Genomic DNA, 25,807 nt, shown 5'->3' with positions numbered 1-25,807 from the left:
GTCAGACCGTCCCGGCGAGCGCGCGGGCGGGGGCGTCGTCCGGCAGCGGGCCGGACACCGGTGCGGGCTCGGCGGTGGCGGCCCAGAGCCAGGCCGTCGCGGCCGTGGTGACGACCGCGCCGAGCACGTGCAGCGCGACGAGCAGCTCGGGCACCCCGAGCGCGTACTGCACACCGCCCAGCGCGCCCTGCGCCAGCGTCACCGCGACGAGCACGCGCAGGCGCACCAGGACCGCGCGGGGCGCCGACACCGCGTGGACCATGAACCCGGCGCCGACGAGCAGGCCGAGGAACGCGAAGAGCAGGTGCGCGTGGGCCGTCGCGAGCGTGGGCAGGGGGATGGCGGCGAGGCGCGGGGTGGCGGCGTCGCCGCCGTGCGGGCCGGCTGCGGTGACCAGGGTGCCGGCCACGAGCAGCGCGGCGAGCACCACCGCAGTGACGGCGAGGAGCCCGCGCAGCGCCGCCGGTACGGCGGGGCGCCACGGCGTCCCCGGCGGGGCGGCCATCGCGGCCGGGGAGGTCTCGCGCACCAGCAGGACGGCGAGCCAGATGAGCGGGATCGTCACGAGGAAGTGGGGCGCGACCGTGTACCAGGCGAGACCGGCGAGCACCGTGATCCCGCCGATCACGGCCTGGGCGACGACCCCGAGCGGCATCGTCGCGGCCAGTAGCACCAGGCGGCGTCGGCGGGGGCGGACGTTCAGCGCCGCGAGCAGGCACGCGCCCGTGACCAGCACCAGCGCGATGCCGAGCAGGCGGTTGCCGAACTCGACCCACTGGTGCAGCACGGCGACCTCGCGGTGCGGCACCGGCACCAGGCTGCCGGGGAAGCACTGCGGCCAGGTGGGGCAGCCGAGCCCGGACCCGGTCACGCGGACCGTGGCGCCGGTGACCGCGATGCCGGCCTGGCCGACCAGGGCGGCGATCGCGAGGCCACGCATGAGGCGGCGCGGTGTGGCAGGGAGGCGCTCCAGCACGACGACGATCCTATGACGGGCGGCGCCGCCGAGCCGGACGACCTACGACGGCGTGTAGGGGACGTTCAGGACCAGCGGACGGTGCGGCTCGCGACGAGCCCGGCGACGAGCGTCCACACGAGCAGCACCAGGACCTGCCCGAGGGTCGGCGTCCCCCCCAGCAGCGCGGCGCGCAGGCCCTCGGCGAGGGCCCCGGACGGCAGCAGGGTGACGACGGCCGCGAGCGGGCCGGGCAGCGCCGCGACCGGCAGCAGCACCCCGCCGGCGAAGAGCAGCACGAACCAGACGATGTTGGCGACGGCGAGCACGAGCTCGGCGCGCAGCGTGCCGCCGAGCAGCACGCCCACCGCGCCGAACGCGGCCGTGCCCAGCACGACGAGCAGCAGCACCCAGCCCAGCGACCCCGTCCCCGGGCGCCAGCCCAGGGCGAGGGCGACGGCGCCGAGCACCACGAGCTGCACGAGCACCACGGCCGCCATGCCCCCGAGCCGCCCGACGACGATCAGCCAGCGGGGGACGGCGGTGGCCGCGAGGCGGCGCAGCACCCCGTAGCGGCGGTCGAAGCCCAGGGAGATCGCCTGGCTCGTGAACGCCGTCGAGATCACCGCGAGCGCGAGCACCGAGCCCAGCACCGACGTCACGCGTGGCTCCGGCAGCGGCACCACCCGCAGCAGGGCGAGGCCCACGAGCAGGGCCAGCGGGATGATCAGCGTGAGCAGCACCTGCTCGCCCTGGCGCAGCGCGAGCCGCGTCTCCAGGCCCACCTGGGTGGCGAGCATCCGGCCGAGCGGCCCGCGACCGGGCGCGGGGGTGAACGTGCCGGGGGCGAAGCGGGGCGCGTGGCCGTCCGTGCTCACGATCCCACCCCCGCCGACGGGCGGCCGGGCGTGACGGAGGAAGGACCGGCGGCCCGGTCGTTGCGGGGGCTCACGAGCGCAGCTCCCGCCCGGTGAGCTCGAGGAACACGTCCTCGAGGCTGCGCCGCGCGACGCGCAGGTCGTCGGCGAGCACCCCTTGGCGCGCGCACCACGACGTCACCGTGGACAGGACCTGCGGGTCGATCGCACCCTCCACGAGGTAGCTGCCCGACGTGGGCTCGGAGACCGTGCAGCCCTCGGGCAGCGCCGACGCCAACAGCCGCAGGTCCATGCCCGGCGCGGCGCGGAAGCGCAGCTCCCGGTCGGCGCCGGCGGCCGTGAGCGACTCGGGGCTGCCCTGGGCGACGACCCGGCCGTGGTCGACGATCACGATGTGGTCCGCGAGCTCCTCGGCCTCCTGCATGAGGTGCGTGGTCAGCAGCACCGCGACGCCGTCGGCGCGCAGGGCGCGCACGAGCTCCCACACCAGCCGGCGGCCCTGCGGGTCGAGGCTCGCGGTGGGCTCGTCGAGGAACACCAGCTCGGGCCGGCCGACGACGGCGCACGCCAGCGCGAGGCGCTGCTGCTGGCCGACCGAGAGCCGCTTGTAGGGCTTGCGGGCGCAGGAGGCGAGGCCGAGGGTCTCGACGAGCCAGTCGGGGTCGAGCGGGTCGGCGGCGCAGGCGGCGACGAGACCGACCATCTCGCGGACCCGGACACCGGGGTAGGCGCCGCCTCCCTGCGGCATGACGCCGACGCGGGAGCGCAGGGTGTCGGGCGCGCCGGCGGGGTCGACGCCGAGCACCGCGACCCGTCCCTCGTCCCGGGACCGCAGGCCCTCGCACACCTCCACCGTCGTCGTCTTGCCGGCGCCGTTGGGGCCGAGCAGCGCCAGCACGCGGCCGGGCGCGAGGTCGAGGTCGAGCCCGTCGACCGCCGGGTGGCCCTGGTAACGCACGACGAGCCCGCGCACCTCCAGCGCGCTCGTTGCACCCGACACGACCGACAGCCTAGGTCGCCGGGGTGCGCGGCACGCGCCCGCGCACGGCCAGCAGCGGGACCACGGCGAGCAGCGCCGCGGCGGTGATGGCCATGGGGAGCTGGTAGGTGCGGAACGAGAAGTCCGCGCCCGTGGGCGGCACGAGCAGGGCCACGATCGCGCACACGGCGACGGCGAAGCCGCGGATGCGCGGGTTCACCACCGACGCGGCGAGCGGGACGATCGCCCACAGCAGGTACCAGGGGTGCAGCACGGGGCCGGCGAGGAACACCGCGCCGAAGCCGTAGCCCATCCCGGCGACGGCGTGCAGGCGACCGTTCAGCACCTGGAACACCAGCCACAGGCACACCAGCGCGGCGACCCCGAGGCCGGCGGCGCGTGTGAGGTCGAGGACGGACTCGGTGTGGTCGCCGAGGCCCAGGACACCGCCGAGCCAGCCTCCGAGCACACCGAGGTCGGTGGTGACCGACAGCCAGCTGCGCAGGAGGTTGGGCACCGAGAGCGCCTGGATCCACCCGAAGCCCAGCCCGCTGCCCACCGACACCGCGGCGACCGTCCCGAGTCCCAGGGCCGAGCACGCCGCGCCGTAGCGGACCAGTCGCCCGAACCCGCCGCCGCGCTCGCGCGCCACGTGGGCGGCGAGGAAGCCCAGCGCCAGCACCGCGGGGATCTTGCCCGAGGCGCCGAGCCCGATGAGGAGCGCACCCAGCACCCACGAGCGGCGCATCCCGATCTCGAGGCCCGCCAGGACGACGCCGAGCATGATCGCGTCGTTGTGGATGCCGCTGACGAGGTGGAACAGCACCAGCGGGCTGACCGCGAGCCAGAGCGCCGCGATCGGCTCGACGCCGGCGCGACGGGCGAGGTGCGGCACGGCCCAGATGACGAGCCCGAGCGCGATCAGCACGAGCACGCGGTGCAGGTAGACACCGAGCACGATGTCGTCGCCCGCGATCCACGTGATGAGCCGGCCGAACGTGAGGAAGCCCGGCCCGTAGGGCGACGGCGTGGTGCGCCAGATCGTGGGGATGCTGGCCACCAGCGGGTCCGACAGGCCGAGCGCCTGGGCCGCGCCGTAGACGTAGGGGTCGAACCCGCGCGAGACCACCTCGGCCTGCGAGAGGTAGCCGTAGACGTCGGTGGAGAACAGCGGCGGCGCCACGGCGAGCGGCGCCATCCACATGACGAGGATCCGCGTCAGCTGGCGCACGGACAGGCGCACCCGCCCCGGCCACGCGAGCCGGCCCAGCCAGAGCCAGGCGAGCACGAGCATGCCCATGCCGAGGTAGGCCAGCGTCAGCGAGACCGTCGGCATCCGCGCCCACAGCCCGAGCACGCGGGTGCCGAGCAGCGGGTTGTACGCCGGGGCCGGCGTGGCCCCGCAGCCCAGCGCGCCGATGGCCATCAGCAGCGCGCCGGTGAACCCGAAACGACGCACCGTGCGCAGCCGGCGGCGCTCGTCGGGCGTGGGTGGGGGAGGCGTGGCGCCCGGGGGCGTGACGGCTGCCGTCGGCGCCGTCGGCCCCGGGGCCCGCGGGGCCTGCGCCGTCCCGGTCACGGGGCGGGACGATACCGAGGGGCACCGACGCGCCTGCCCCCGTCCCCGCACGCTCGCGGCAGGTGAGGTCACCCTGGGTGAGGTCGATCACCATCGGATCCGCCGACCCCGCTTTGCGGAGGGGGCACTAAATACGCAAGACTGGCGTTGTCAAAAGGCGGGACCGGCACGCGCAGGAGGTGGAGGCCATGGGTGGCGACGGGCACGACGGCCGCACCCGGGATCTCATCGTGCGCCGCCTGCTCGAGCACGGGCCGACGACGGCGACGGACCTCGCCGGGGTGCTGGGTCTCTCGGGTGCCGCGGTACGCCGCCACCTGGAGGCGCTCGTCACCGACGGCACCGTCTGCACGCGCGAGGCGCCCCGGACGTCGGGTCGCGGTCGCGGCCGGCCCGCCCGCCAGCACCTGCTCACCGAGCAGGGACGCCGTCGCGCGGGTCGGGGCGAGGACGACGTCGCCGATCTGGCCGTCGCCGCGCTGCACGACCTGGCCGACGCGGCGGGGGAGGAGGCGATCCGCGCCTTCGCCCGCCGTCGCGTGCTCGGGCTGCTGGCCGAGCACCGCGGCGAGATCGGTGAGCAGGCCGACCGTCCGGCCCGGGTCGAGGCCCTGGCCGGGGCGCTGTCCCGCGAGGGCTACGCGGCGTCGTCGCGGCCGACCACGGCGGGCGCCCAGCTCTGCCAGCACCACTGCCCGGTGGCCGGCGTCGCCGCCGAGTTCCCCCAGCTCTGCGAGGCCGAGACCGAGGTGTTCGCCGAGCTGCTCGGCACCCACGTGCAACGGCTCTCGACCATCGCGCGCGGCGACGCCGCGTGCACCACGCACGTCCCCCGACAACCCGGTCCCACCACCACCTCCACCACCACCCTCGTCAAGGGAAGGCAGGTCGTATGACCACCTCCGCGGAGCGGACCACCCCCGCCGCCTCGTCGATCCCAGGGGCCCCCGAGCTCACCCAGGAGGAGACCCTCGCGGCGCTCGGGACCTACCAGTTCGGGTGGCACGACACCGACGTCGCGGGCGCCAGCGCGCAGCGCGGCCTCAACGAGGCGGTGGTGCGTGACATCTCGTCGAAGAAGGACGAGCCGGACTGGATGCTCCAGTTGCGGCTCAAGGCGCTGAACACCTTCGAGAAGAAGCCGATGCCGCAGTGGGGCTCGGACCTCTCGGGCATCGACTTCGACAACATCAAGTACTTCGTCCGGTCCACGGAGAAGCAGGCCGCCAGCTGGGAGGACCTGCCCGAGGACATCAAGGCGACGTACGACAAGCTCGGCATCCCGGAGGCCGAGAAGGCCCGTCTGGTGGCCGGTGTCGCGGCGCAGTACGAGTCCGAGGTCGTCTACCACCAGATTCGCGAGGACCTGGAGCAGCAGGGTGTCATCTTCATGGACACCGACACCGGGCTGCGCGAGCACCCGGAGCTGTTCGAGGAGTACTTCGGCTCGGTCATCCCGGCCGGCGACAACAAGTTCTCCGCGCTGAACTCGGCGGTCTGGTCCGGCGGCTCGTTCATCTACGTGCCGAAGGGTGTCCACGTGGACATCCCGCTGCAGGCCTACTTCCGGATCAACACCGAGAACATGGGCCAGTTCGAGCGGACGCTGATCATCGTCGACGAGGACGCCTACGTCCACTACGTCGAGGGCTGCACGGCGCCGATCTACTCGAGCGACTCGCTGCACTCCGCGGTCGTCGAGATCGTCGTGAAGAAGGGCGGCCGCTGCCGCTACACGACCATCCAGAACTGGTCGAACAACGTCTACAACCTGGTCACCAAGCGCGCCAAGGCCGAAGAGGGCGCGACCATGGAGTGGGTCGACGGCAACATCGGCTCCAAGGTGACCATGAAGTACCCGGCCGTCTGGCTCACCGGGCCGCACGCCAAGGGCGAGGTGCTCTCGGTGGCGTTCTCCGGCGAGGGCCAGCACCAGGACGCGGGCGCGAAGATGGTGCACCTCGCGCCGCACACGTCGTCGACGATCATCTCGAAGTCGGTGGCGCGCGGCGGGGGGCGCACCTCGTACCGCGGCCTCGTGCGCGTCAACAAGGGTGCGCACCACTCGCGGTCCACGGTGAAGTGCGACGCGCTGCTGGTCGACACGATCAGCCGCAGCGACACCTACCCGTACGTGGACGTCCGCGAGGACGACGTGACGATGGGCCACGAGGCGACCGTCTCGAAGGTCAGCGAGGACCAGCTCTTCTACCTGATGTCCCGCGGCCTCACCGAGGACGAGGCCATGGCCATGATCGTGCGCGGGTTCGTCGAGCCCATCGCGCGCGAGCTGCCCATGGAGTACGCGCTCGAGCTCAACCGCCTGATCGAGCTGCAGATGGAGGGTGCTGTCGGATGACGGCGGAGGAGACCGGGCCGGTGGCTTCGAGCGGGGGCGGCGTCATCGACGCCCCCGGCTCCCCGGTCCTCGACGTGGACCCGGGCATCGCGTCGGCGAGCCCGAAGACCGCGCCGTGGGAGGAGCGGCACACCTCCTACGACGTCGAGGCCTTCGAGGTCCCGCGCGGGCGCGAGGAGCAGTGGCGGTTCACGCCGCTGCGGCGCCTGCGCGGTCTGCACGACGGTTCGGCGACGGCCACCGGCCGCGTCGACGTCACGGTGCGCGCCGGCTTCGGCGACAGCGCCGAGGACGACCTGACCGGCTCGGGCGTCCGCGTCGAGACCGTCGGGCGCGACGACGCCCGCCTCGGCGACGGCGGCATCCCCGCCGACCGGGTCGCGGCGCAGGCGTGGTCGTCGTTCACCGAGGCGCACGTCGTGACGATCAACGAGGCGCGCTCGGACGACGCGCCGCTGACCGTCACCGTGACGGGCCCGGGCGAGGGTCGGGTGGCCTTCGCCCACGTGCAGCTGCGCCTCGAGCGCCACGCCGAGGCCGTGGTCGTCCTCGACCACCGCGGCTCGGGCACGGTCGCGGCCAACACCGAGCTCGTGGTCTCCGACGGCGCGAAGCTCCTGGTCGTCGAGGTGCACGACTGGGCCGACGACGCGGTGTACGTCGGTGCCCAGCACCTGTCGGTGGGCCGTGACGCGACGATCCGGCACACGTCGGTGACGCTCGGCGGCGACCTGGTGCGTCTCTCCCCGGTGATCAACTACCGGGAGCCCGGCGGCGACGTCGAGCTCGACGGGCTGTACTTCGCCGACGGCGGGCAGCACTTCGAGCAGCGCCTGCTCGTCGACCACTCGATCCCGCACTGCCGGTCGCGCGTGACGTACAAGGGCGCGCTGCAGGGCGCTGTCGACTCAGCGGGGGGTACCGCGGCGCACACGGTGTGGATCGGCGACGTGCTGATCCGCAAGGCGGCCGAGGGCACCGACACCTACGAGCTCAACCGCAACCTGCTGCTCACCGACAACGCGCGGGCCGACTCGGTGCCCAACCTCGAGATCGAGACCGGCGAGATCGTCGGCGCGGGTCACGCCAGCGCCACGGGACGATTCGACGACGAGCAGTTGTTCTACCTGATGGCGCGGGGGATCCCGGAGGCCCAGGCACGCCGCCTGGTCGTGCGCGGGTTCTTCGGCGAGGTCATCCAGAAGATCCGCGTGCCCGCGCTGCGCGACCGGCTCGAGGCGGCCATCGAGGCCGAGCTCGAGGCCGTTGGAGCTTGATTCTGGCTGGCGCGTGACGGCCACGTCCCCCACCACCACGGACCGCTGAGAGAGAGCCTGATGTCCACCCTCGAGATCCGCGACCTGCACGTCGAGGTCGAGACCGAGTCGGGTCCCAAGGAGATCCTGCGCGGCGTCGACCTGACCGTGAACTCGAACGAGACCCACGCGATCATGGGCCCGAACGGCTCGGGCAAGTCCACGCTGGCCTACTCGATCGCCGGCCACCCGAAGTACACCGTGACCCAGGGCCAGGTCCTCCTCGACGGCGAGGACGTCCTGGAGATGGCGGTCGACGAGCGCGCCCGCGCCGGCCTGTTCCTCGCGATGCAGTACCCCGTCGAGGTGCCCGGCGTCTCGATGTCGAACTTCCTGCGCAGCGCCGCCACCGCCACCCGCGGCGAGGCGCCGAAGGTGCGGCACTGGGTCAAGGAGGTCAAGGGCGCGATGTCCGACCTCGAGATCGACCCGGCGTTCGCCGAGCGCAGCGTCAACGAGGGCTTCTCCGGCGGCGAGAAGAAGCGGCACGAGGTGCTGCAGATGGCGCTGCTCAAGCCGAAGTTCGCCGTCCTCGACGAGACCGACTCGGGCCTCGACGTCGACGCGCTGCGCGTCGTCAGCAAGGGCGTCAACGAGTACAAGGCGCAGTCCGACGTCGGCATCCTGCTGATCACGCACTACACCCGCATCCTGCGCTACATCTCCGCGGACCGGGTCCACGTGTTCGTGAACGGGCGGGTCGCCGAGTCCGGCGGCCCCGAGCTCGCCGACGAGCTCGAGGAGAACGGCTACGTGCGCTTCCTCGGCGCCGCCGAGTCGAGCAAGGAGGAGCAGCCGGCATGACGGTCCTCGCACCCACCGCTGGTGGCTCCTCCGGGGGTGCGACCCTGGATGTCGCGGAGATCCGTGCGGACTTCCCCATCCTGAGCCGCACCGTCCGTGACGGGAAGCCGCTGGTCTACCTCGACTCGGGGGCGACGTCGCAGCGCCCGCGCCAGGTGCTCGACGCCGAGCGGCACTTCCTCGAGACGTCGAACGCCGCGGTGCACCGCGGGGCGCACGCGCTGGCCGAGGAGGCCACCGACGCCTACGAGTCCGCGCGCGAGCGCATCGCCGCGTTCGTCGGAGCCGACATCGCCGAGGTGGTGTTCACCAAGAACGCCACCGAGGCGATCAACCTCGTCGCCTACGGCATGGGCAACGCGTCGGTCGGTGAGGGCGTCGATCCGGCCGCCGAGCGCTTCCGTCTCGGGCCGGGCGACGAGGTCGTCACCACCGAGATGGAGCACCACGCCAACCTCGTGCCGTGGCAGGAGCTCTGCCGGCGCACGGGCGCGACGCTGCGCTGGTTCTCCGTCACCCCGGACGGGCGGCTGGACCTCGAGAACGACCCGATCACCGAGCGGACCAGGGTCGTCGCGTTCACCCACCAGTCGAACGTGCTCGGCACGGTGCCGCCGGTCGAGGAGATCGTGCGCCGGGCGAGGGCCGTCGGGGCGTACACGGTGCTCGACGCCTGCCAGTCGGTGCCCCACGCGCCGGTCGACCTCCACGCCCTCGGCGTCGACTTCGCCGCGTTCTCCGGGCACAAGATGCTCGGGCCGTCGGGCATCGGCGTGCTCTACGGGCGCCACGAGCTGCTCGAGGCCCTGCCGCCGTTCCTGACCGGCGGCTCGATGATCGAGATGGTCCGGATGGAGGGCGCGACGTACGCGCCGCCGCCGGCGAAGTTCGAGGCCGGTGTGCCGATGACCTCCCAGGCCATCGGGCTGGGCGCGGCCGTCGACTACCTGTCCGCGATCGGCATGGACGCGGTCAAGGCCCACGAGAACGAGCTGACCGGCGCGGCCCTGATCAAGCTGCAGGACCTGCCGGGCGTGTCGATCGTCGGCCCGCGCACCACCGAGGCGCGCGGCGGGGCCGTCGCGTTCACGATCGAGGGCATCCACCCGCACGACGCGTCGCAGGTGCTCGACGACTCGGGCATCGCCGTCCGCGTCGGGCACCACTGCGCGTGGCCGCTGCACCGGGCCTTCGGCGTGCAGGCGTCGATCCGCGCGAGCTTCCACGTGTACAACACGATGGAGGAGGTCGACGCGCTGGTCGCGGGCGTGCGGCGGGCGCAGGAGTTCTTCGGGACGGTGCCTGAGTGAAGCTCGACTCGATGTACCAGGAGATCATCCTGGACCACTACCGCAACCCCCACGGCCACGGGCTGCGCGAGCCCTTCGAGGCCGAGGTGCACCACGTCAACCCGACGTGCGGCGACGAGGTCACCGTGCGCGTTCACCTGTCCGGTGGCGAGGGTCGGGACGCCAAGGTCGAGGACCTCTCCTACGACGCCCTGGGCTGCTCGATCAGCCAGGCGGCGACGTCGGTGGCCCACGACCTGCTCGTCGGGCACACGGTGGGCGAGGCGTTCGAGACGCTCGACGCCTACCAGGCCATGGTGCAGGGACGCGGGAAGGTCGAGCCGGACGAGGACGTGCTCGAGGACGCCGTCGCGTTCGCCGGCGTGGCCGCCTACCCGGCGCGCGTGAAGTGCGCGCTGCTCGGGTGGCTGGCGTTCAAGGACGCTGTTGCCCAGGCTCGAGGGCCGCAGGCTCAAGCTGGAGGTACCCATGAGTGATGACACCGTGACGCGCGGGGCGGCCGGCATGCCCGAGGCGCCCTCGACCAGCACCGACCTGCCCTCGGTGGACGACCTCGAGGAGGCCATGCGCGACGTCGTCGACCCCGAGCTCGGCATCAACGTCGTCGACCTCGGCCTGCTCTACGGCATCGACGTGCACAGCGACGACGCCGGCCCCGTGGTCACGCTCGACATGACCCTGACCTCGGCGGCCTGCCCGCTCACCGACGTCATCGAGGACCAGGCCCGCGCGGCCCTGACCCAGGGTGCCGGCGGCGGCCTGGCGAAGGACGTGCGCATCAACTGGGTCTGGATGCCGCCGTGGGGTCCGGACAAGATCACCGACGACGGGCGCGAGCAGCTCCGGGCCCTGGGCTTCACCGTTTGAGCTCCGCTCTCGTGCGTGCTTGCCCGTGCCAGGGCACGGGCAAGCACGCACACCCCTGCGGCTGGCCTGGACGGCGGGGCCGCCTCTCGTGATCAACGGGGACTTCGCGCGCCTAGAAGCAGCGAACAGCGCGTTCGCTGCTACTTCTCGCGCACGACGTGCGGGCGGAGGTGGCGGTAGCCGCGCACGGACAGCGGGGGCACGGCGCGGATCTCCAGGTTCAGGTCGGTGGCGCGCAGGGCCTCGGTGAGGTCCTCGTCGACGAGCACCGAGCCCGGGCGGGCCTCGGAGGTCAGGCGCGCGGCGATGTTCACGACCGGGCCGTAGACGTCGCCGTAGCGGGGGAGCACCTCGCCCAGCGCCATCCCGACGCGCAGCTCGATCCGCTCGCCGTCGGGCACCTGCTCGTGCAGGCGGAACGCGATGTCGACGGCGTCCTCGACGCGGTCGCACACGAAGAGGATCTCGTCGCCGAGGGTCTTGACGATCCGTCCCCGCCGGCGGGCGACGATCTCGGTCGACACGGTCTCGAAGCGCTCGAGCAGCGACCGCAGGTCGGACTCGTCGATCTGGCGGCTCAGGCGCGTGAAGCCGACGATGTCGGCGAAACCGACGACCGTGCGGTTGCCCGCCGCTCGGTCCGCGTCGGGGTCCGCGAGATTCGCGAGCATCCTCCCCGCCGTGACGGCGAGGTGACGGCGCCACACGTAGGACTGCAGCTTCTCCAGCGTCGGGACGAGCGCCTCGACCGCCGCGACGACCGCGTCCGGGTCGTCGGCGTGACCGGCGTCCACGATCGTGCGGCGCACCAGGTTGGCCTGCCACTCCGCGAGCCGTCCGAGGCCCTGGCCGAGCGCGCGGGCGACGGCCAGTTCCTCGGCCTCGTCGAAGGCGTCGGCCTCGAGCAGCCGGCCCGAGAGCCCGAGCGCCTCGAGGTCGGCCTCGGCGAAGCCGCGCACGTCGTCGGGCGTGGCGGGGAATCCGAGCGCGCTCCAGAGCCGCGAGGTGTGCTCGGGGCTCAGGCCCGTGCGCTCGTGGACCTCGCCGCGCGTCATGGTCCGCGGGCCGCCCAGGAGCAGGTCCTCGATCCGCTCCTGGGCCCGCGCCCACCGCCCTGGGTCCGTGCCTTCCGGGTCGTCGTCCGGGCCGTCGTCGTCCGGGCGGTCGTCGTCCGGGCCGTCGTCCGGACCCGCCGTCACGTGGTGTGGACGATGAGGACGTCGCTGCCGGCGCGCCGGGAGATGCCCTGGGGGACCGAGCCGAGCAGGCGCCCGGCGAGGCTGTTGAGCCCCCGGTTGCCGACGACCACGAGGTCGGCGCCGCGGTCGGCGACGACCTCGATGACCCGTTCGATCGGGTCGCCCTCCACCGCCACGGTGTCGATCTCGATCGAGCCCTTGGTGGAGGCCCGCTCGCGGGCGTCGCGCAGCGTCTCCTCGGCCGGCGTCGACCCGACGACGTGGAAGGCCGCGTCGTCCCCGAGCGCCTGCTCGGCACCCGCGGTGTTCCTCGCCGGCTTGTAGGCGCAGATGATCAGCAGGAGGGCCTTGCTGTCGGCCGCGATCGTCGCGGCGCGGTCGACGGCGCGGAACGACGACTCCGAGCCGTCGGTGCCGACGGCCACGATCTGGTAGGCACCCATGGTCGGGAGCACCCCTTCTGGTCCGGTGACGGGTCACCGACCCGTCACGATGCCGGTCCGCGAGCGTACCGCTATTGCTCCGTTCGGACGCTGTGGGCCCCGAGCAGCGTTCCCCTGATCAGGTGGAGGCGCAGGCGGGGGGTCAGCCGACCGAACAACGAGGTCATGGCCGCCACCGATGCGGTGACGTCGTCCCGGGCGTCCAGGTAGGCCCGCCGGTGGGCCGGCGGCAGCGTGAAGAAGCGGTCGAAGAACCCGGGCACGTCCTCCGGCGGCATCGCCAGCAGGGTCTCCAGCCCGCGGCGGCGCAGCGCGTGCACGGTCACGGCGGCGGGGGAGCGGACGACCCTCCGCGCGGCGCGGGCCGCGGCGGCCGGCTCGGCCCCGCCGTGCAGCGCGTCGGCGATCACCGCGGCGAGCTGCGGCGCAAGGCGCAGCGAGGTGGCGAGGCTGAAGCCGGACGCCGGGTGCACCAGCGGATCGGCCGCGCCCACCGCGACGACGCCGGCGGGCGAGCGGTGGCGCGGCGAGTCGACCGGGAAGCGCACCTTCTCCACGGCGCCCGGGTCGTCGGGGATCTCCGCATCGGTGAGGCCCGCGGCCCGCAGCCGCGCCCGCAGGCGGGTGCGCAGCTCCGGCATCGGCAGCCCGGGCCGTCGTGCGAGCGAGGTCTCCTCGAGCAGCACCCGCCGGTCGTCCAGCGGCACGGCGTAGAGGAACGTGGGCCAGCCCGGTCGGCCGTGGCGCGGGCGCCAGTCCATGAACAGCAGCCGGTCGCCGCTGACCCGGGCGGCGACCTCACGGTCGACGACGACCCCGAACGCGGTCTGCTCGGCCCGCGGGCCGCCGCCGGTCGCGCCGCGCCGGGCCAGCGCCTGGCGGGCCCCGGTGGCGTCGACGACGACCCGCCCGCTCGCGGCGGTGCCGTCGTCGAGCACCACGGCGGGGTGACGGCCGGGGCCCGCCGCCACCGCCGACACGGCCCGGCCGCGGCGCAGGGCCACCGCCGGGTCGGTGAGGTGCTCCTGGAGGGCCCTGGTGTCGAGGACGACGTACTCGTCCTCGAGCTCGTGGGTGTGGCGGGCGACCACGACGCCGCGCCCGCGCGCGGCGACGACGTCGGCGGGCAGGTCGTCGGGCAGCTCGTGGTGCCAGGACCCGTAGGTGTGGGTCCACGCGTGGTGCGGGCGCGGGTCGACGAGGAGCGTGCGCAGGTCCAGCGCCACGCAGGCACGGGCGAGCGCACGTCCCGCCGGGCCGGCCCCGGCGATCACCACGTCGGCGACGGGGGCGGCCGGGCTCACCGCTCGCGGTCCTCCCCGCGTCCCGAGCCCCGCCCCTGCTGTGACCCCTGCTGTGACCCCTGCTCCGACTCGGCCCGGGCCATCTCCTCGAGCCTGGCGCGGTCGGCCTTCGCGCGGGCGTTCCAGCGCCGCATCTCCGTTGGGTAGCCCGTGACCTGCACGTCGTGGCACGCGACCTTCACCGAGCGGGCGAGCTTCTGTGCGGCGCGCGGTGTGCCGACCCGGCGCCGGGTCCACTCGCCGTCGAACGCCACGGCCACGACGGTGGTGTCGGTGGCCGTGGTCTCGGGTTCGACGTAGAAGGCGACGCCCTCGCGCGTGCGGGCGAACGCCCGCAGGTGCTCGAGGTCGGCCGGCGTGGCCTCCCGGTCGAGCACCTGGCGGCGCTCACCGTCGCCGCCCCCGCCGCGGCGCCACCTGCTGAACAGACCCATGCGGCTCCACCTCCCGATCACCCCCATTCTGCCCGGACCGGCCTGTGGTGCTCGTGGGCTCACGTGCTGCCTGTCGCGAGGAGGCCGCCGTCCACCCGAACGGTCTCCCCGGTGATCCAGGACGCGGCGTCGGAGACGAGGAAGCCGACGAGCGCGGCGACGTCCTCGGGAGTCCCGAGGCGGCGCATCGGGTAGCGCCCGGCGACCTCGTCCTCGCCGTGGGCGTAGAGCGCCTCCGCGAACCGGGTCCTGACCACGGCGGGCGCCACGGCGTTGACGCGGATCGTCGGGCCGAGCTCCCAGGCCAGCTCCTCGGTCAGCCGGATGAGCGCGGCCTTCGACGCCCCGTACGCGCCGATCACGCCGCTCGACCGCAGCCCGCCGACCGAGGCCATGTTGACGATCGCGCCGCCGTGCGCGCCCATCCAGGCCCGGTGGGCCTCCTGCACGAAGCCGAGCGCGGCGACCACGTTGACCTCGAACGTCTTGGAGACCGCCCCGAGGTCGGCCTGCACGAGGGGGCCGTAGTGCGGGTTGATGCCGGTGTTGTTGACCAGGACGTCCAGGGCGCCGAAGCGCTCGACCGTGGCGTCGACCGCCGCCGCCCGCGCGGCCGCGTCGCCCGCGTTGCCGGGGACGGCGAGCACCCGGTCGGGGGCGCCCAGGGAGGCTGCCGCCTCCTCGAGCTCCGGGCGCTTGCGGGCGGTGATCGTCACCGAGGCGCCCCGCTCGAGCAGGTGGCGAGCGACGCCCAGTCCGATGCCGCGGCTGGCGCCGGTGACGAGGGCGACACGGCCGGCGAGATCGGGCGCGGGAGGGGTGGCGTCGGTCATGGGCGCACCCTAGGCGGCCGGGACGACGGGGCCGGTCGCCTACACTGGAGGGGTCCGCGCGGCGTCCGTCCCGCCCGCACCCGACCTCGTCGAGGACTCCTCCCTGTGATCACCGCGTCCGATCTCGAGCTGCGTGCCGGCTCGCGGGTTCTGCTGTCCGGCGCGACCCTGCGGGTGCAGCCGGGGGATCGGATTGGGTTGGTGGGGCGTAACGGGGCGGGCAAGACGACGACGTTGCGCAGCCTGGCCGGGGTGGGTGAGCCCTACGGCGGGGAGGTTCGTGCGACCGGGCCGGTGGGCTATCTGCCGCAGGATCCCCGGGAGGGGGATCTGACGGTGCTGGCGCGGGATCGGGTCCTGTCGGCGCGGGGGCTGGATGATCTGCTGCGGCAGATGGAGAAGACCCAGAGCGCGATGGCCGAGCTGGCCGACGACGCGGCGCGGGACCGGGCGATCGCGCGCTACGGGCGGCTCGAGGAGCGCTTCGCCGATCTGGGTGGGTACGCCGCGGAGAGCGAGGCGGGGCGGATCTGCGCGAACCTGGGGCTGCCCGACCGGGTGCTGGGCCAGCCGTTGGGCACGTTGTCGGGGGGTCAGCGCCGCCGGGTCGAGCTGGCCCGGATCCTGTTCGCGGCCTCGGGTGACTCGGGGGGGAACGCGGGCACGACGTTGCTGCTCGACGAGCCGACCAACCATCTCGACGCCGACTCGATCGCCTGGCTGCGCTCGTTCCTGCTGGCCCACGAGGGTGGGTTGGTGGTGATCAGTCACGACACCGCGTTGATCGAGGCGGTGGTGAACAAGGTGTGGTTGCTGGATGCCACCCGCGGCGAGCTCGACGTCTACAACATGGGCTGGGTCAAGTACCAGCAGGCCCGCGCCGACGACGAGGCCCGCCGGCGCCGGGAGCGGGCCAACGCGGAGAAGAAGGCCGGGGCGTTGCAGGCCCAGGCCGCGAAGATGGGCGCCAAGGCCACGAAGGCGGTGGCGGCCAAGCAGATGGCGCGTCGGGCGCAGGCGATGCTCGACGGGCTGGACGAGCAGCGGGTCGAGGACAAGGTGGCCCACATCCGGTTCCCGGCGCCGGCGGCGTGCGGGCGGGTGCCGATGACCGCGGCGGGCTTGTCGAAGACCTACGGGTCGCTGGAGGTGTTCACCGGGGTCGACCTGGCCGTGGACCGGGGTTCGCGGGTGGTGATCCTGGGGCTGAACGGGGCGGGGAAGACCACGCTGCTGCGGATCCTGGCCGGTGCCGAGCACCCCGACACCGGGCAGGTCGTGGCCGGGCACGGGTTGCGCACCGGCTACTTCGCCCAGGAGCACGACACCCTCGAGATGGACCGCACGGTGTGGGAGAACGCGCGCAGCGCCGCCCCGGACACCGGCGAGCAGCAGCTACGCACGCTGCTGGGGGCGTTCCTGTTCACCGGCGAGCAGCTCGACCAGCCCGCGGGCACCCTCTCCGGCGGAGAGCGCACCCGCCTGGCGCTGGCGGGGCTGGTGTCCAGCGCGGCGAACGTGCTGCTGCTCGACGAGCCCACCAACAACCTCGACCCGGCCAGCCGCGAGAAGGTCCTCGACGCGCTGCGCCGCTTCGAGGGCGCGGTCGTGCTGGTCACCCACGACCCCGGCGCGGTCGAGGCCCTCGAACCCGAACGGGTCATCCTGCTTCCCGACGGCACCGAGGACCACTTCTCCGCCGAGCACCTCGAACTCGTCGAGCTCGCGTAGCAGGAGAACGAGCCGAACACGGCGTTCCCGCTGCTCTGCAAGGCCATGGAGATCACTCCGATCGGCCGAACCGCTTACCGATCACGAGAAGTGTGCCGTGGCGCACACTGCTTGCGCCGATCATCATGGTTCGACCGGCGACCCGAGGTCGGACGAGGGGTGGGATCGAGATGGCCGATCTGAAGAAGGGTGCGCGCATCACCGGCACCCAGCGTGACAAGCTCGCCACGGACCTGAAGAAGAAGTACGAGAAGGGCGCGAGCATCCGCTCGCTGGCCGAGTCGACCGGGCGCTCGTACGGGTTCGTGCACCGTGTCCTGTCGGAGTCCGGCGTCACGCTGCGCGGGCGCGGTGGCGCCACGCGCACGAAGAAGAAGTAGCGCGGCGCCCGGACGGGGGGTACACCCGCCCACGGACCCGGTGGACACCACACGCCGGCCCCGTGGCGCGGGTGCTTGACCTCGACATTGCTCGAGGTCGCACGCTCGGGGCACACGGTCCGACGAGCGTGAGGACGGCGAGCGATGGACGGCGCCTGGTCGTTGATGATGTCCGCGGCCCGGGCCGAGGGCCTGCCGCGGTCGGTGCCGAGGGGCACACTGCCCCGGATCTGGCGCTTCGCGCGCCGTCACCACCGGATGCTCGCGGTGTTCCTCACGCTGGCGACCGCCTCGGCGGTGATCGGTGTCGCGACGCCGGTCCTCGCCGGGCAGGTGGTGCGGGCGATCACGGGGTCGTCGGCGCCGTCGGTGGTCGTCGTGCTGGCCCTGGTCATCGCGGGGCTGGCCGTCGTGGATGCCGGGGTGACGCTGGTCGAGCGCTGGCTGTCCTCGCGCATCGGCGAGGGCCTGATCTACGACCTGCGTCTCGCGGTGTTCTCCCACGTGCAGCGCATGCCGCTCGCGTTCTTCACGCGCACGCGGACCGGGTCGCTGGTCAGCCGGCTCAACAACGACGTGATCGGCGCGCAGCGGGCGTTCACCTCGACGCTCTCGGGCCTGGTCACCAACGCCATCCAGCTCGTGCTGGCCGTCGTCGTCATGCTCGCTCTGGCCTGGCAGGTGACGCTGCTCGCGCTGGTGCTGCTGCCGGTCTTCCTGCTGCCCGCGCGGCGGATGGGCCGGCGCATCGCGGCGCTGCAGCGCGAGTCGGCCGACCTCAACGCGGCGATGACGGGGCAGATGACCGAGCGCTTCTCCGCGGGCGGGGCGACGCTGGTCAAGCTGTTCGGCCGCCCGGAGGCCGAGGCCGACGAGTTCGGCGAGCGCGCGGACCGGGTGCGCGCGGTGGGCGTGCGCACCGCGATGGTCAACCGCGTCTTCCTGACGTGCCTGACGCTCGTCTCCGCGCTGGCCTCGGCGCTGGTCTACGGGCTGGGCGGGTGGCTGGCAGTCACCGGCAGCCTGGACGCGGGCACGGTCGTCAGCCTCGCGCTGCTGCTCACGCGCCTCTACACGCCGCTGACCTCGCTGGCGAACGCCCGTGTGGACGTCATGAGCGCGCTGGTCAGCTTCGAGCGGGTGTTCGAGGTGCTCGACCTGCAGCCGGCGCTCACCGAGCCCGCGCACCCGGCGCCGTTGCCCGACGGCCCGCTGGGGGTGCGGGTGCACGACGTGCACTTCACCTACCCCTCGGCGTCGGCGGTGTCGCTCGCCTCGCTGGAGGAGGTCACGCGCCTCGACGACCGCGCCGGGCACGAGGTGCTGCACGGTGTCGACCTCGCCGTCGCGCCCGGCCGGATGCTCGCCCTCGTGGGCCCGTCGGGGGCGGGGAAGTCGACGATCGCCTCGCTGCTGCCCCGGCTCTACGACGTCGACTCGGGCGTGATCGAGATCGGCGGGGTGGACGTGCGCGAGCTCTCCTTCGCCGACCTGCGCGGCGCGGTCGGCGTCGTCACCCAGGACGGGCACCTGTTCCACGACACGGTGCGCGCCAACCTCCTGTACGCGGCGCCGGACGCGACCGACGTGCAGCTGCGCGAGGCGATGGTGCGGGCCCGCCTGGGCGAGCTGCTCGACGAGCTGCCCGCCGGGCTGGACACCGTGGTGGGGGAGCGGGGCCATCGCCTCTCCGGCGGGGAGCGCCAGCGGCTGACCATCGCGCGCCTGCTGCTCGCCTCCCCGCGGGTGGTGATCCTCGACGAGGCGACCGCCCACCTCGACTCGGAGTCGGAGCAGGCCGTGCAGGAGGCGCTGTCGGAGGCGCTGGTCGGGCGCACGGCCGTGGTCATCGCGCACCGGCTGTCGACGGTGCGGTCCGCCGACGTGATCGCGGTGGTGGAGCACGGGCGGGTGGTCGAGCAGGGGACGCACGACGAGCTCCTCCGCCGGCGCGGGCGGTACGCCGACCTCTACCACACCCAGTTCGCGTCGTCACCGTCCGCTGCATGAGCGATCACTCACAGTGATCTACGCATCTCGGACGGTCCTCGGTCGAACCCCTGCGGGTGACGGGGGGCGCGTGTAGCGTCGATCCGCAGTCCGTGCGCAGCGACCTCCGGGACATGACCGGGCGGTCCATCGGTCCATCGAGGAGGCCCCGTGCACGCTCCGCTCCACTCCGCGCGCCCGCCGGGCGCTCCGGAGGTCGTGGTCGCGCACCATCGCATCCCGACCGACCCCGCGTCGCCGCTGCGCGACCGCGCGACGGCGGAGGCCTACGTCGCCTCGGTGTGCTTCAAGCACGGGCCGCCGCGGCTCGTCGGCACCGAGCTCGAGTGGCTCGTGCGCCACGACGACGACCCCACCCGCCCCCTCGACCCGGCCGCCCTCGCCCGTGCCCTCGGGCCCCACGCCCCGGCCACCCTCGCCGCCCTGCCGGCCACCCGTCGGGACCTGCACCCGGCCCCCGCCACCTCCGGATCCCTGCCGCTGCCCGCCGGCGGGACGCTCACCGTCGAGCCGGGGGGCCAGGTGGAGATCGCCAGCCCACCCCTGCCCGGCGTCGGCGACCTCGTACGCGCCGTCCGTGTCGACGCCGCGGCCCTGCGCACGCTGCTCGCCACCGAGGGCCTGAGGGCGGTGCCGCGGGCCGGGGACCCGCTCCGACCGCCCCGGCGCCTCCTGCAGATCCCGCGGTACGCGGCGATGGAGGCCGCCTTCGACCGCATCGGGCCCCACGGGCGCACCATGATGTGCTCGACCACCGCGGTGCAGGTCTGCGTCGACGCCGGCGAGGGCGCGGACGTCGCCCACCGGTGGGCGGCACTGCACGAGCTGGGGCCGGTGCTGCTCGCCGCGTTCGCCAACTCCCCGGTCGTCCACGGTCGTCGCACGGGGTGGAAGTCGTCGCGCATGGCGAGCTGGCTGGCCCTCGACCCACAGCGCACCTGCCCGCCCGAGCGTCTCGGCGCCGACCCCGCCCGGGACTACGCGCGCCGGGCCCTGGACACCCGGCTGTTGTGCGTGCGCCGCGACGACGACCCGGACACCTCGTGGGCGGCGCCCGACGTCACGTTCGCCGACTGGATGGACGGGCGCCTCGACCCGGGGCCGACGCGATCGGACCTCGACTACCACCTGACGACGCTGTTCCCCCCGGTGCGCCCGCAGGGCCACCTCGAGGTGCGCTACCTCGACCAGCAGGCCGGCGACGAGTGGGTCGTGCCGCTGGTGGTGGTGGCCGCGCTGATGTCCGACGCCGACACCGTCGCCCGGGCGCGCGCCGCCGCCGAGCCCGCGGTCGGCCGCTGGACCGCCGCGGCGCGCCACGGGCTCGCCGACCGGGTGCTGCGCCGCGCCGCCGGTGAGGTCTTCACCCAGGCCCACCGCACCCTGGCCGGGCCGGCGTTCGCCGACCTCGACGACGACGTCCGCGAACTCGTCGAACGGGTGATCAGCAGGCGCGTCCTGCGCGGGCGCTGCCCGGCCGACGAGCCCCTCGACGAGGCCGAGACCCAGCTGCCCCCCGATCCCGACGACACCGAGCCGTCACCGGCCCCCCGACCCGGAGGTGAGCGACCGTGACCGCCACCGACCCCAGCACCGACCCCAGCACCGACCCCAGCACCGACCCCAGCACGTGCACCGGCCCCGGCGGCACCGAACGGGCCGCGCTCCGTCGCCGCCTCGCCGCCGAGCTCGCGGCCGCCCGGGCCCGCACCCGCGCGCTGACCCACGACGTCTTCGACCCCGACGACGCCGACTTCACCCGCCAGCACTCGCCGCTGATGTCGCCGTTCCACTGGGACGTCGCGCACATCGCGAACATGGAGGACTTCTGGCTGGTGCGCCGCGGGGCGGCCGACACCGACCTGGTCGACGGCGTGCGCGAGGACGTCGACCACCTCTACGACGCGTTCACCAACCCGCGCGCCGGCCGGCCCGCGCTGCCGCTGCTCGATCCGGACGAGGCGCGGGTGTACGGCGACCGCGTGCGCGAGCGGGCGCTGGCCCACCTCGACGCGACGTCGTTCGACGAGCGCCGCACGCTCGCCGGCGGCTTCCTGTTCGGCATGATCGTCCAGCACGAGCAGCAGCACGTGGAGACGATGCTCGCCACCCACCAGCTCCGCGCCGGAGCGCCGGTGCTGCACGCCGACCCGCCGCCGCCGTCCGTCGTCCGCGGCCTGCCCGGCACGGAGGTGTTCCACCCCGGCGCGGAGTTCCTGATGGGCACGTCCAGCGAGCCCTTCGCGCTGGACAACGAGAAGCCCGCGCACCCCGTGCGCGTCGCCGACTTCTGGCTCGACGCGGCGCCGGTGACCAACGCCGAGTACGCCCGGTTCGTCGACGCCGGCGGGTACGACGACCCGCGCTGGTGGTCGCCCGAGGGGTGGGAGCACATCCGGGCCGAGGGCTGGACCGCGCCGATGAGCTGGGAGCGCGCGGACGGGCGCTGGTACCGGACGTCGTTCGGGGTGCGCGAGGAGATCCCGGCCGACCAGCCGGTGCTGCACGTGAGCTTCGGGGAGGCGGCGGCCTACGCGGCGTGGGCGGGCAAGCGCCTGCCCACCGAGGCCGAGTGGGAGTTCGCGGCCCGCTACGACCACGCCACGGGCACCACCCGGCGCTTCCCGTGGGGCGACGAGGACCCCACTCCCGAGCGCGCCAACCTCGACCAGCGTCACCTGCAGCCCGCTCCGGTCGGCGCCTACCCGGCCGGCGCGTCGCCGCTGGGCGTGCACCAGCTCGTCGGCGACGTGTGGGAGTGGTGCGACTCCGGGTTCGAGGGTTACCCGGGGTTCGAGCCGTTCCCGTACAAGGAGTACTCCGAGGTGTTCTTCGGCGGCGACTTCCGGATGCTGCGCGGGTCGTCGTTCGGCGTCGGCACCCCCAACGCCCGCACGACGTTCCGCAACTGGGACCTGCCGATCCGCCGGCAGATCTTCTCCGGCTTCCGCTGCGCCCGGTCCGCCTGACGTGTGCCGCCACCTGGCCCACCTGGGCCCGACGCCGGTCACGCTCGCCGCGGTCGTGACCGAGCCGCCGCACTCGTTGCTGGTGCAGAGCTACGCCCCTTCGGACATGCGTGGCGGCGGCACCGTCAACGCCGACGGGTTCGGCGTCGGCTGGTACGTGCGTGATCTTCTGAGCTATAGCTCAGAAGATCACGCACGTGGGGAGCCGGTGCTGTACCGCCGCGACGACCCGATGTGGACCGACGCGTCGTTCCTCGACCTCGCGCGGGCGGTGGAGACCACCGCGCTGGTGGCCGCGGTGCGCTCGGCGACCGTGGGCATGCCCGTGTCGACGGCGGCGTGCGCGCCGTTCCGTGGCGAGGCGGGCGGGTCGACGTGGCTGTTCAGCCACAACGGGGTGGTCCGGGGCTGGCCGCACAGCGTGGCCGACCTGGCCGCGACCCTCCCCGCCCTCGACCTGCTGACCCTCGAGGCGGCCACCGACTCCGCGCTGCTCTGGGCACTGGTGCGCGCCCGCATCGCGGCGGGCAAGGACGCCGCCGACGCGGTCGCCGGCGTCGTCACCGAGGCCCTCGCCGCCGCCCCCGCGTCGCGGCTGAACCTGCTGCTCTCCGACGGCGCGCAGGTCGTGGCCACGGCCGTGGACCACGCCCTGTCGTACCGCACCCACGCCGACGGGGCCGTCACCGTCGCCTCCGAGCCCCTCGACGACGACGCCGCGTGGACCGCGGTGCCCGACGGGTCCCTGCTCGTCGCCCGCCCCGGCGGCCCGCACGACCCACCGGCCGTGACCGTCACGGCCCTCTCGCCGCACGGCCCGTTCCCGCTGCCGTGAACGCCGGCACGCGAGAAGCGTGTCCCGACCCCCAGGACGTGAACCGACACCGATGAGCCTGCCCGCGCTCGACGTACACCTCACCGCCGACGACGCCGACGCCGCGCTCCGCGCCGACGCCCGCCGCGGTCTGACCGCGACCCCGAAGGTGCTGTCCCCGCAGTGGCTCTACGACGCCCGGGGGAGCGAGCTGTTCGAGCAGATCACCGCGCTGCCGGAGTACTACCCCTTCACCGCCGAGCGCGAGGCCCTCGCCGAGCACGCCGACACGATCGCCCGCGCCGCGGCCGCCGACACGCTCGTCGAGCTGGGCTCGGGGTCCTCGTCGAAGACCCCGGTGCTGCTCGACGCGCTGCACCGCGCGGGCACGCTGCGTCGTTACGTGCCCGTGGACGTCTCGCCGTCGGCGCTCGAGGAGGCGGTGCCGGGCCTGGTCGAGGCCTACCCGGGGCTCGACGTCCACGGCGTCGTCGCCGACTTCACCCGTGACCTGCGAAGCGTGCCGCGCGACGGGCGCCGGCTGGTGGCGCTGCTCGGCGGGACGCTGGGGAACTTCGAGCCCGGCGACCGCCAGGTGTTCCTCGCGGCGCTGGCCGACGCGCTGGACCCGGGGGAGGCGTTCCTCGTCGGCACCGACCTGGTCAAGGACGAGGCGACGCTGGTCGCGGCCTACGACGACCGGGACGGCGTGACCGCCGCCTTCGACCTCAACGTCCTCGCGGTGCTCAACCGGGTGCTCGGCGCCGACTTCGACCGCTCGGGCTTCGACCACCTGGCGGTGTGGGTGCCGCAGTCGAGCCGCATCGAGATGCGCCTGCGGGCGCGGCGGGCGATGCGGGTGCGCGTGCCCGAGCTCGACCTGGAGGTCGACTTCGCCGCGGCCGAGGAGATGCGCACCGAGATCTCCACGAAGTTCACCCGCGAGGGCATCCGCGGCGAGCTGGACGCCGCCGGGTTCTCCCACGACGGCTGGTTCACCGACCCGCAGGGCCGCTTCGCCCTGTCGCTGGCCTGCCGTCGCTGACGCCCGCCTCACCCGCGGTGCAGCCGGGCCAGCAGCCGCCACACCGGACGCTGCACCGCCTCGGGGACGCCGGCGAGGGCGAACGGGAGGCCGTGGCGGACGTTGATCGCCGCGAGCTCGCGCAGCGGCGGCATCCGGCCGGCCCGCGCGAGCGCCCGGAACTGGTCCTCGAGCGGTCCGGCGGGCTCCTCGGTCGCGCGGATGCGGGCGGGCTCGTCGAAGGGGTTGGCGAAGCCGTGCGCCACCGTCGGGGGGACGACGGCGGTCTCGCCGGGGCGCAGCACGCGGGCCTCGCGTCCGACCACCACGCGGAGGCGTCCCTCCAGCACCGTGAACGTCTCGGTCTGCGTCCGATGGCGGTGCCGCGGTGGCCCCGCGAGACCGGGCGGGAGCACCCCCTCGATCTCGAAGGTGCCGCCCCCGTCCCGGCCCGACCGCAGGATCGTGACGGTCTCGCCCGTGGGCAGGTGGAGCACGGGGTGCTCGGTCATCGCGGGTTCTCCGAGGGGCTCGACGGACGCTCGGGCACGACGCGGCACAGCACTGCGGCGACCGCGCCGGCGACCACGCCCACGAGTGTGCCGGTGACCAGGCTCGACGCCGCGGTCGCCACCCGCAGGACGACCTCGGTGGTGGCCGGGTCGGTCCCGGCGAGGCGGCCGCCCAGGGCCGGCGCCGCACCGGCGAAGGCGGCGTCCCAGAACAGCTGGTGACCGGCGGCGAGGAACACTCCGTACAGGGCGCCGATCACCACGACGGTCCCGAACGGGTGCGGGGGACGGCGCCAGAACACGACGCCGACCCAGCACGCGGGCGGGACGACCACGAGCACCGCGGCGAGCGCGGTGCCCTCCTCGACGGTCCCGAGGTCGTGCAGGGGGATGCGCACGGCGGCCAGGGCGGCGAGCGCGATCAGCACCGGCCAGGAGAACCCGAGGGTCCGGTCGCCGCTCATCGGGCGGCCTCGAGACGCTGAGCGGCCCCGGGGTGCGCCGCGGCGGTGGACCGGAGCCGGCGCCACAGGGCGACGAACGCCAGCCCCGCGGTCACGGCGCTCCCGACGAGGCGCACCCCGTGCCCGGCGACGAACTCCGCAGCGACCTCCCGCAGGTACGCGGGCGAGTGCGCCCCGAGCGGGTCGACGAACATGATCTCGTTGCGGGGCCAGAAGAAGGCGGCGGAGAAGAGGAACTCGCAGACGACGAAGACCGCGGCCGCGGCGGCGGCCCACCAACGCAGGCGCGGCTCCCGCCACGTGAGGACGGTGGCGGCGAGCAGCGTCAGGACCGTCGCCGCGCCGAGCGGCGGGTAGTAGTCGCTCGGCCCGGAGACGACGAGGAAGTCGCGGGCTCGCTCCAGCGACGCCGGGGCGTCGGCGAAGATGTTCGGGTAGAGGATCACGGTCTCGGCGGCGATGCCGCCGAACGAGATCATGGTCGTCCACACGGTCGCGGCGAGCGCGGCCGTGGTGAGCGTGGCGCGGGACATCGCGGGCCTCCTGGCGGTGCGGTTCGGTCGGCCCCGGACGCTAGGAGCGGGCCGTGCGCCGGTCTGCCGCGTCGCGGCGCGGGCCGGTGTCGCCTCTCGACGTACGCCGT

At 74.1% G+C, this 25,807-nt stretch carries 26 protein-coding genes; 14 read left to right on the top strand and 12 right to left on the bottom strand.

Annotated elements, in window-relative coordinates; translation table 11 throughout:
• Nucleotide 1 precedes the first annotated feature (1 nt).
• The 4 genes from C8D89_RS07375 to mptB all read right to left on the bottom strand — a co-directional run bounded on the left by C8D89_RS07375 (nucleotide 2) and on the right by mptB (nucleotide 4,391).
• Nucleotides 2-976 (bottom strand): COX15/CtaA family protein, encoded by a 975-nt coding sequence (locus tag C8D89_RS07375; protein ID WP_243417930.1) that lies wholly within the window; start codon nucleotides 974-976, stop codon nucleotides 2-4.
• Between the two features lie 65 nt (nucleotides 977-1,041).
• Nucleotides 1,042-1,755 carry an ABC transporter permease gene (locus C8D89_RS07370; RefSeq protein ID WP_116707779.1) on the bottom strand — a complete coding sequence of 238 codons (714 nt, stop codon included), beginning with the start codon at nucleotides 1,753-1,755 and terminating at the stop codon, nucleotides 1,042-1,044.
• Nucleotides 1,756-1,903: 148 nt separating this feature from the next.
• Nucleotides 1,904-2,833: an ABC transporter ATP-binding protein gene (locus C8D89_RS07365; RefSeq protein ID WP_116707471.1), complete on the bottom strand. Its 930-nt coding sequence runs from the start codon at nucleotides 2,831-2,833 to the stop codon at nucleotides 1,904-1,906.
• Between the two features lie 10 nt (nucleotides 2,834-2,843).
• Nucleotides 2,844-4,391: a polyprenol phosphomannose-dependent alpha 1,6 mannosyltransferase MptB gene (gene mptB, locus C8D89_RS07360; protein ID WP_243417929.1), complete on the bottom strand. Its 1,548-nt coding sequence runs from the start codon at nucleotides 4,389-4,391 to the stop codon at nucleotides 2,844-2,846.
• A 188-nt stretch (nucleotides 4,392-4,579) separates the two neighbouring features.
• Here mptB and C8D89_RS07355 point away from each other — a divergent pair, with 188 nt between their 5' ends.
• Genes C8D89_RS07355 through C8D89_RS07325 form a run of 7 tightly spaced genes read left to right on the top strand, consistent with a single transcriptional unit; the run spans nucleotide 4,580 to nucleotide 11,047 of the window.
• Nucleotides 4,580-5,287: a helix-turn-helix transcriptional regulator gene (locus C8D89_RS07355; RefSeq protein ID WP_116707470.1), complete on the top strand. Its 708-nt coding sequence runs from the start codon at nucleotides 4,580-4,582 to the stop codon at nucleotides 5,285-5,287.
• Nucleotides 5,284-6,750, top strand: coding sequence for a Fe-S cluster assembly protein SufB (sufB, locus tag C8D89_RS07350; RefSeq protein ID WP_116707469.1), 1,467 nt, complete (start codon nucleotides 5,284-5,286; stop codon nucleotides 6,748-6,750). The genes C8D89_RS07355 and sufB overlap by 4 nt, the downstream gene beginning before the upstream one ends.
• Nucleotides 6,747-8,027 carry a Fe-S cluster assembly protein SufD gene (gene sufD, locus C8D89_RS07345; protein WP_116707468.1) on the top strand — a complete coding sequence of 427 codons (1,281 nt, stop codon included), beginning with the start codon at nucleotides 6,747-6,749 and terminating at the stop codon, nucleotides 8,025-8,027. Before sufB ends, sufD begins: the two co-directional genes overlap by 4 nt.
• A gap of 60 nt (nucleotides 8,028-8,087) precedes the next feature.
• On the top strand, nucleotides 8,088-8,870 hold the full coding sequence (sufC, locus tag C8D89_RS07340; RefSeq protein ID WP_116707467.1) for a Fe-S cluster assembly ATPase SufC: 783 nt from the start codon (nucleotides 8,088-8,090) through the stop codon (nucleotides 8,868-8,870).
• On the top strand, nucleotides 8,867-10,180 hold the full coding sequence (locus tag C8D89_RS07335; protein WP_116707466.1) for a cysteine desulfurase: 1,314 nt from the start codon (nucleotides 8,867-8,869) through the stop codon (nucleotides 10,178-10,180). The genes sufC and C8D89_RS07335 overlap by 4 nt, the downstream gene beginning before the upstream one ends.
• Nucleotides 10,177-10,656 (top strand): Fe-S cluster assembly sulfur transfer protein SufU, encoded by a 480-nt coding sequence (sufU, locus tag C8D89_RS07330; RefSeq protein ID WP_116707465.1) that lies wholly within the window; start codon nucleotides 10,177-10,179, stop codon nucleotides 10,654-10,656. Before C8D89_RS07335 ends, sufU begins: the two co-directional genes overlap by 4 nt.
• Nucleotides 10,649-11,047, top strand: a complete 399-nt coding sequence (locus tag C8D89_RS07325; protein WP_116707464.1) for a metal-sulfur cluster assembly factor — start codon at nucleotides 10,649-10,651, stop codon at nucleotides 11,045-11,047. The genes sufU and C8D89_RS07325 overlap by 8 nt, the downstream gene beginning before the upstream one ends.
• A gap of 140 nt (nucleotides 11,048-11,187) precedes the next feature.
• On the opposite strand, the gene C8D89_RS07320 is transcribed toward C8D89_RS07325, so the two are convergent.
• From C8D89_RS07320 to C8D89_RS07300, 5 genes are all read right to left on the bottom strand, one after another.
• Nucleotides 11,188-12,246 (bottom strand): adenylate/guanylate cyclase domain-containing protein, encoded by a 1,059-nt coding sequence (locus C8D89_RS07320; RefSeq protein ID WP_116707463.1) that lies wholly within the window; start codon nucleotides 12,244-12,246, stop codon nucleotides 11,188-11,190.
• The gene (locus C8D89_RS07315) at nucleotides 12,243-12,689 is read right to left on the bottom strand and encodes a universal stress protein (protein WP_116707778.1); all 447 of its coding nucleotides are present in this window, start codon (nucleotides 12,687-12,689) and stop codon (nucleotides 12,243-12,245) included. The genes C8D89_RS07320 and C8D89_RS07315 overlap by 4 nt, the downstream gene beginning before the upstream one ends.
• 71 nt (nucleotides 12,690-12,760) lie before the next feature.
• Nucleotides 12,761-13,993 carry a lycopene cyclase family protein gene (locus C8D89_RS07310; RefSeq protein ID WP_116707462.1) on the bottom strand — a complete coding sequence of 411 codons (1,233 nt, stop codon included), beginning with the start codon at nucleotides 13,991-13,993 and terminating at the stop codon, nucleotides 12,761-12,763.
• Nucleotides 13,990-14,427, bottom strand: coding sequence for a hypothetical protein (locus C8D89_RS07305; protein ID WP_207787115.1), 438 nt, complete (start codon nucleotides 14,425-14,427; stop codon nucleotides 13,990-13,992). Before C8D89_RS07305 ends, C8D89_RS07310 begins: the two co-directional genes overlap by 4 nt.
• Nucleotides 14,428-14,486: 59 nt before the next feature.
• On the bottom strand, nucleotides 14,487-15,260 hold the full coding sequence (locus C8D89_RS07300; RefSeq protein ID WP_116707461.1) for an SDR family oxidoreductase: 774 nt from the start codon (nucleotides 15,258-15,260) through the stop codon (nucleotides 14,487-14,489).
• 105 nt (nucleotides 15,261-15,365) lie between these two features.
• On the opposite strand from C8D89_RS07300, the gene C8D89_RS07295 reads away from it, so the two are divergent.
• The 7 genes from C8D89_RS07295 to egtD all read left to right on the top strand — a co-directional run bounded on the left by C8D89_RS07295 (nucleotide 15,366) and on the right by egtD (nucleotide 24,209).
• Nucleotides 15,366-16,991 carry an ABC-F family ATP-binding cassette domain-containing protein gene (locus tag C8D89_RS07295; protein ID WP_116707460.1) on the top strand — a complete coding sequence of 542 codons (1,626 nt, stop codon included), beginning with the start codon at nucleotides 15,366-15,368 and terminating at the stop codon, nucleotides 16,989-16,991.
• A gap of 170 nt (nucleotides 16,992-17,161) precedes the next feature.
• Nucleotides 17,162-17,371, top strand: coding sequence for a helix-turn-helix domain-containing protein (locus C8D89_RS07290; protein WP_116707459.1), 210 nt, complete (start codon nucleotides 17,162-17,164; stop codon nucleotides 17,369-17,371).
• Nucleotides 17,372-17,515: 144 nt separating this feature from the next.
• A complete protein-coding gene (locus tag C8D89_RS07285; RefSeq protein ID WP_116707458.1) occupies nucleotides 17,516-19,381 on the top strand; it encodes an ABC transporter ATP-binding protein in 1,866 nt (621 codons plus the stop codon).
• A gap of 150 nt (nucleotides 19,382-19,531) precedes the next feature.
• Nucleotides 19,532-20,956, top strand: a complete 1,425-nt coding sequence (gene egtA / locus C8D89_RS07280; protein ID WP_243417928.1) for an ergothioneine biosynthesis glutamate--cysteine ligase EgtA — start codon at nucleotides 19,532-19,534, stop codon at nucleotides 20,954-20,956.
• Entirely contained in the window at nucleotides 20,953-22,350 is a 1,398-nt protein-coding gene (egtB, locus tag C8D89_RS07275; protein ID WP_116707457.1) for an ergothioneine biosynthesis protein EgtB, read from the top strand. Before egtA ends, egtB begins: the two co-directional genes overlap by 4 nt.
• Before the next feature lies 1 nt (nucleotide 22,351).
• Nucleotides 22,352-23,185: an ergothioneine biosynthesis protein EgtC gene (egtC, locus tag C8D89_RS07270; protein ID WP_116707456.1), complete on the top strand. Its 834-nt coding sequence runs from the start codon at nucleotides 22,352-22,354 to the stop codon at nucleotides 23,183-23,185.
• Nucleotides 23,186-23,237: 52 nt separating this feature from the next.
• Nucleotides 23,238-24,209 (top strand): L-histidine N(alpha)-methyltransferase, encoded by a 972-nt coding sequence (gene egtD, locus C8D89_RS07265; protein WP_116707455.1) that lies wholly within the window; start codon nucleotides 23,238-23,240, stop codon nucleotides 24,207-24,209.
• Between the two features lie 8 nt (nucleotides 24,210-24,217).
• Here the strand turns inward: egtD and C8D89_RS07260 are convergent, their stop codons facing one another.
• The 3 genes from C8D89_RS07260 to C8D89_RS07250 are packed head-to-tail and all read right to left on the bottom strand — an operon-like array spanning nucleotide 24,218 to nucleotide 25,697.
• Nucleotides 24,218-24,700 carry a cupin domain-containing protein gene (locus C8D89_RS07260; RefSeq protein ID WP_116707454.1) on the bottom strand — a complete coding sequence of 161 codons (483 nt, stop codon included), beginning with the start codon at nucleotides 24,698-24,700 and terminating at the stop codon, nucleotides 24,218-24,220.
• Nucleotides 24,697-25,164, bottom strand: a complete 468-nt coding sequence (locus C8D89_RS07255) for a hypothetical protein (RefSeq protein WP_116707453.1) — start codon at nucleotides 25,162-25,164, stop codon at nucleotides 24,697-24,699. The genes C8D89_RS07260 and C8D89_RS07255 overlap by 4 nt, the downstream gene beginning before the upstream one ends.
• On the bottom strand, nucleotides 25,161-25,697 hold the full coding sequence (locus C8D89_RS07250; protein WP_207787114.1) for a DUF1772 domain-containing protein: 537 nt from the start codon (nucleotides 25,695-25,697) through the stop codon (nucleotides 25,161-25,163). The genes C8D89_RS07255 and C8D89_RS07250 overlap by 4 nt, the downstream gene beginning before the upstream one ends.
• Nucleotides 25,698-25,807: the final 110 nt, after the last annotated feature.

Origin of the sequence: Actinomycetospora cinnamomea (genome assembly GCF_003096675.1) — a bacterium.
In the GTDB taxonomy this organism is placed as follows: domain Bacteria; phylum Actinomycetota; class Actinomycetes; order Mycobacteriales; family Pseudonocardiaceae; genus Actinomycetospora; species Actinomycetospora cinnamomea.
Note: the sequence above shows the minus strand (reverse complement) of the source record. Positions and strands in the feature narration are given on the sequence as shown.

Excerpts from the sequence above, each read along its gene's own strand:
- C8D89_RS07370 (WP_116707779.1), bottom strand. The coding sequence starts at position 1,755 with ATGCTCGCCACCCAGGTGGGCCTGGAGACGCGGCTCGCGCTGCGCCAG.
- C8D89_RS07355 (WP_116707470.1), top strand. The coding sequence starts at position 4,580 with ATGGGTGGCGACGGGCACGACGGCCGCACCCGGGATCTCATCGTGCGC.
- sufB (WP_116707469.1), top strand. The coding sequence starts at position 5,284 with ATGACCACCTCCGCGGAGCGGACCACCCCCGCCGCCTCGTCGATCCCA.
- sufD (WP_116707468.1), top strand. The coding sequence starts at position 6,747 with ATGACGGCGGAGGAGACCGGGCCGGTGGCTTCGAGCGGGGGCGGCGTC.
- sufC (WP_116707467.1), top strand. The coding sequence starts at position 8,088 with ATGTCCACCCTCGAGATCCGCGACCTGCACGTCGAGGTCGAGACCGAG.
- C8D89_RS07335 (WP_116707466.1), top strand. The coding sequence starts at position 8,867 with ATGACGGTCCTCGCACCCACCGCTGGTGGCTCCTCCGGGGGTGCGACC.
- C8D89_RS07325 (WP_116707464.1), top strand. The coding sequence starts at position 10,649 with ATGAGTGATGACACCGTGACGCGCGGGGCGGCCGGCATGCCCGAGGCG.
- C8D89_RS07315 (WP_116707778.1), bottom strand. The coding sequence starts at position 12,689 with ATGGGTGCCTACCAGATCGTGGCCGTCGGCACCGACGGCTCGGAGTCG.
- C8D89_RS07305 (WP_207787115.1), bottom strand. The coding sequence starts at position 14,427 with ATGGGTCTGTTCAGCAGGTGGCGCCGCGGCGGGGGCGGCGACGGTGAG.
- C8D89_RS07300 (WP_116707461.1), bottom strand. The coding sequence starts at position 15,260 with ATGACCGACGCCACCCCTCCCGCGCCCGATCTCGCCGGCCGTGTCGCC.
- C8D89_RS07290 (WP_116707459.1), top strand. The coding sequence starts at position 17,162 with ATGGCCGATCTGAAGAAGGGTGCGCGCATCACCGGCACCCAGCGTGAC.
- C8D89_RS07285 (WP_116707458.1), top strand. The coding sequence starts at position 17,516 with ATGGACGGCGCCTGGTCGTTGATGATGTCCGCGGCCCGGGCCGAGGGC.
- egtD (WP_116707455.1), top strand. The coding sequence starts at position 23,238 with ATGAGCCTGCCCGCGCTCGACGTACACCTCACCGCCGACGACGCCGAC.
- C8D89_RS07260 (WP_116707454.1), bottom strand. The coding sequence starts at position 24,700 with ATGACCGAGCACCCCGTGCTCCACCTGCCCACGGGCGAGACCGTCACG.
- C8D89_RS07255 (WP_116707453.1), bottom strand. The coding sequence starts at position 25,164 with ATGAGCGGCGACCGGACCCTCGGGTTCTCCTGGCCGGTGCTGATCGCG.
- C8D89_RS07250 (WP_207787114.1), bottom strand. The coding sequence starts at position 25,697 with ATGTCCCGCGCCACGCTCACCACGGCCGCGCTCGCCGCGACCGTGTGG.